Origin of the sequence: Pseudomonas sp. NPDC087639, from assembly GCF_044743385.1 — a bacterium.
GTDB lineage: Bacteria > Pseudomonadota > Gammaproteobacteria > Pseudomonadales > Pseudomonadaceae > Aquipseudomonas.
Map to the genome: position 1 here is coordinate 1 of NZ_JBIUWI010000137.1, position 4053 is coordinate 4053.

At 56.6% G+C, this 4053-nt stretch carries 4 protein-coding genes; all 4 read left to right on the top strand.

What is annotated here, in order from left to right; translation table 11 throughout:
• Nucleotides 1–1085: NADH-quinone oxidoreductase subunit NuoN (nuoN, locus tag ACIOVB_RS27060; protein ID WP_401272220.1), on the top strand; the 1085-nt coding region annotated here is incomplete at its 5' end.
• 446 nt (nt 1086–1531) lie between these two features.
• Nucleotides 1532–1882 (top strand): toxin, encoded by a 351-nt coding sequence (locus tag ACIOVB_RS27065; RefSeq protein ID WP_401272221.1) that lies wholly within the window; start codon nt 1532–1534, stop codon nt 1880–1882.
• Nucleotides 1872–2186, top strand: a complete 315-nt coding sequence (locus ACIOVB_RS27070) for a DNA-binding transcriptional regulator (RefSeq protein WP_007964870.1) — start codon at nt 1872–1874, stop codon at nt 2184–2186. Before ACIOVB_RS27065 ends, ACIOVB_RS27070 begins: the two co-directional genes overlap by 11 nt.
• A gap of 175 nt (nt 2187–2361) precedes the next feature.
• On the top strand, nt 2362–3687 hold the full coding sequence (locus ACIOVB_RS27075; RefSeq protein WP_401272222.1) for an OprD family porin: 1326 nt from the start codon (nt 2362–2364) through the stop codon (nt 3685–3687).
• Nucleotides 3688–4053 lie beyond the last annotated feature (366 nt).

Consider the following 4053-nt stretch of genomic DNA (forward strand, 5'->3'; position numbering starts at 1 on the left):
AGCACCTGGCCGGCTTGATCATCCGTCTGGAACTGCTGTCTGTGCAGGTCTACGGTCTGGTGGCTTATGCCTTCTTCAACAAGCGTTCGCTGGAAGCCGGTATCAAGTACATGGTGCTGTCGGCCGCCGGTTCCGCGTTCCTGCTGTTCGGTATGGCGCTGCTGTACGCAGACGCCGGTTCGCTGAGCTTCGTCGGTATCGGTCAGGCACTGGCTGCCACTGGTCTGCCTAGCCCGCTGGCACAATTGGGCCTGGGCATGATGCTGATCGGTCTGGCGTTCAAGCTGTCGCTGGTACCGTTCCACCTGTGGACGCCGGACGTCTACGAAGGTGCTCCGGCACCGGTCGCAGCGTTCCTCGCGACCGCGTCGAAAGTGGCAGTGTTTGCGGTGATGGTGCGTCTGTTCCAGATCTCCCCTGCTGCAAGCAGTGGCGTACTGAGCGACGTGCTGAGCGTGATCGCCGTCGCCTCGATCCTGTTCGGTAACCTGCTGGCCCTGACCCAGAGCAACCTCAAGCGTCTGCTCGGTTACTCGTCCATCGCGCACTTCGGCTACCTGCTGATCGCACTGGTGGCGAGCAAGGGTCTGGCGGTAGAAGCCATCGGCGTCTACCTGGTCACCTACGTGATCACCAGCCTTGGCGCGTTCGGTGTGATCACTCTGATGTCCTCGCCGTACAACGGCCGTGACGCAGACGCCCTGTACGAGTACCGCGGCCTGTTCTGGCGCCGTCCGTACCTGACCGCCGTACTGACCGTGATGATGCTGTCCCTGGCCGGTATCCCGCTGACCGCAGGCTTCATCGGCAAGTTCTACATCATCGCCACCGGTGTCGAGTCGCACCAATGGTGGCTGGTCGGTTCGCTGGTACTGGGCAGCGCCATCGGCGTCTTCTACTACCTGCGCGTGATGGTCACCCTGTACCTGATCGAGCCAAACCTGCGTCGCCACGATGCGCAACTGCACTGGGAACAGAAGGCAGGCGGCGTGATGCTGCTGGCCATCGCCCTGGTTGCGTTCTTCCTCGGCGTTTACCCGCAGCCATTGCTGACTCTGGTTCAGCAGGCGGGTCTGGCGGGCTGATAGCTCGGCTGGCTACACATGAAAACGGCACCTTCGGGTGCCGTTTTTGTTTTTGTGGGATTTAGCATCTCGAGCGCTTGCGCTGGCCTCATCGCGGGCAAGCCCGGCTCCCACAGGTTTCGATGGTTTCACAAAGTCTGTAACCACTCTGGACCATTGTGGGAGCGAGCCTGCTCGCGAAGGCGTCGGCACATTCAGCCTCTTCATACCCTGCCCCCCGCCGCTATCGCGATTCGGCGTTGGACACTGCTGCGGGATTGTTCCGACACGGCAATTGCGAAGTCTCTTCATAGATCAATCGAACGTTCTCACCACACGCGGCGATTCGTCCTACAGGTGTTTTTACGACCGGCGTCTACCGTTGAAAAAGGGACGAAAAGCAAGGCCAGGAAGCCTTGACCGATTCGATTTTCGAGACAACACTATACGTAGGTAACGTACAGAACATGGATGCTCTATTTATCGAATTACCTGTGTTTCAGAAGCACCGAGACGACTATCTGGATGACGATCTGTTTCGCAGCTTTCAACTGGAGTTGCTGAAAAATCCGGAAGCAGGCGATCTCATCGAGGACACAGGCGGGCTTCGTAAAATTCGCTTTGGCGACCAACGAAGAGGGAAAGGTAAACGCAGCGGATTACGAGTGATTTATTACTGGTGGTCAGGCTTCGATCAGTTCTGGCTCTTTACCGTCTACAACAAAAACGAGCAGGACCATCTGACGCCTGCCCAGAAAAAACTTTTCAGAAAAACACTGGATAGAGAACTCAACGCGAGAAGCCACTATGAAACGTGACATTTTTTCCGAACTGATGGATGGACTCGAAGCACTGGCCGATGAACGCCAAGGCAAAATCACCTTGCGTACCCACAAGGTTCAGTTGCCAAAACTGATGCCAATCACTGCGGAGGAAGTGGTAGCCATCCGTCAGCAACTTAATCTTTCTCGGTCAGTATTCGCGATGTATCTACGCACCAACACGCGAACGCTCGAAAACTGGGAGCAAGGACGAGCAACACCCAATGCTCAGGCAACAACCTTGATCCGTCTGGTGGAGCGTTTTCCGCAGACAATCGAACAACTCGCAGCCCTGACCTGATATCCAAGGCCTTTGCCCCATCCACATGACGAAATTGTAATTCCCTCATCACCTTGGCGTTATCCGCAGCTTGCAACGATGTCACCCGGCGACCATGCCGGCGGGCGCTTGCCCGTCGAACAATAAAACCCACGCCGAAGCACGTTCCCGTTCTGCCGAACCCAAGGAGTGTTTGATGGTTAACAATACAAAAATGTCGATGGCCGCTTTAGCGGTGGTGGTCGGCTCCGGGCCGTCCATGGTGTTTGCAGAAGAAAAAGCCGAAGGCTTTATCGAAGGCAGCAGCCTGACGGTGCTCAACCGTAACTTCTACTTCAATCGTGATCACCGCAACGGCGAGTCCAGCCCGACCGGCAACGGTTATTCCGAAGCCTGGTCGCATGCAGTGATCAGCAAGTTCGAATCCGGCTTTACCCAAGGCACCGTAGGGGTCGGTGTTGATGCGTTTGCGATGATCGGTTTGAAACTCGACACCGGTGACGGGCGCAACGGTGGCCGTAGTTCGTTTGATGTGCTGCCGGTCAACAGTGACGGCGAGGCGCGGGATGAATACACCAAGGTCGGTGGCGCCGCGAAAGTGCGGGCATTCGATACAGTGGTCAGGGTCGGCGATGTATTCCCGGCCAACCCGGTGGTCGCGGCCGGTGACTCGCGTTTGCTGCCGGAAAGCTTTCGCGGCGTGACGGCGACCAACACCAGTATTGAAGGTCTTTCAGTTCAGGGTGGTCGACTGCATGCGATGAGCCAACCGGTGTCCAGCGACATGCGCGAGAACTTCGCGACCTTCTATGCCGGCCCGGTCGATTCGCCATGGATCGCTTACGGCGGCGGCGATTATGTACTGAACAAAAACCTCAGTTTCAGCCTGTATTCCAGCCGCCTCAAGGATGCCTGGAACCAGTACTACGCTGGCACCGCGTGGACATATCCGCTGTCGGATGACCTGTCGCTGTTCGGTGGTCTGAACTATTACAAGGCTGTCGACGAAGGCAAACAACTGCTCGGGGAGTTCGACAACAACATCTGGAGCGGCCGTGCCGGCGTGAAATTCGGCGCGCATTCCGTCGCCCTCTCGCATCAGCGCAACAACGGTAACGACGACTTCGATTACCTGCGCCAGTCCGATTCGATCTTCCTCGACAACTCCATCCAGTACAGCGACTTCAACTCACCGAAAGAACGTTCATGGATGGTTCGCTACGACCTCGACATGACCACCTATGGCGTGCCCGGTCTGTCGTTCATGACCCGTTATGCGCGCGGCACCGACGCCGACTATTCCAACGCCAACGCCGTGTACATGCGCCGCGATGGCGACGGCAATCCACTGACCGACCAGAAGCGTTGGGAGCGAAACATCGAAGTGAAATACGTGGTGCAGAGTGGTTCGTTGAAGGACATGTCGTTGCGCTTGCGCCAGGCCACCACTCGCGCCACGGCATTCGAGTCGGACCTGGATGAAGTGCGGGTGATTGTCGAGTATCCGTTGGCGATTCTCTGAGTTTACGAGCAATGCACATTCACCTTTAGAAGCTCCTTGCTCCTTTGGAAAGAGGTGAATTTTTTGGCGTCCTTTGGGGCGCCTTTTTTTGTTTTGCGTTTGCCTTGGCATTGTTTTCCAAAGCTGGAAACAGCCCTCCCCCAGAGGGAGAGGGAACTGACCTAGGTGATTGTTGAAGATACATCGACCTGGAAAACCGAGTCGTACTCAGATTTTGAAAGGCTTGAAGATCTGCTCCCTTTCCCCATCGCCCCCTTGGGGGAGAGGGCTGGGGTTGATCTGGTCAAACGATACTGGACACGGTTATAGGGTTAAGGTCATTTCTCATGCTGCCAAGGCTTCCATGGCTACCGGAGTTCGATAGCC

What these genes read in the sequence shown, in the direction of transcription:
- ACIOVB_RS27065 (WP_401272221.1), top strand. Translation starts at nt 1,532, where the DNA reads ATGGATGCTCTATTTATCGAATTACCTGTGTTTCAGAAGCACCGAGAC.
- ACIOVB_RS27070 (WP_007964870.1), top strand. Translation starts at nt 1,872, where the DNA reads ATGAAACGTGACATTTTTTCCGAACTGATGGATGGACTCGAAGCACTG.
- ACIOVB_RS27075 (WP_401272222.1), top strand. Translation starts at nt 2,362, where the DNA reads ATGGTTAACAATACAAAAATGTCGATGGCCGCTTTAGCGGTGGTGGTC.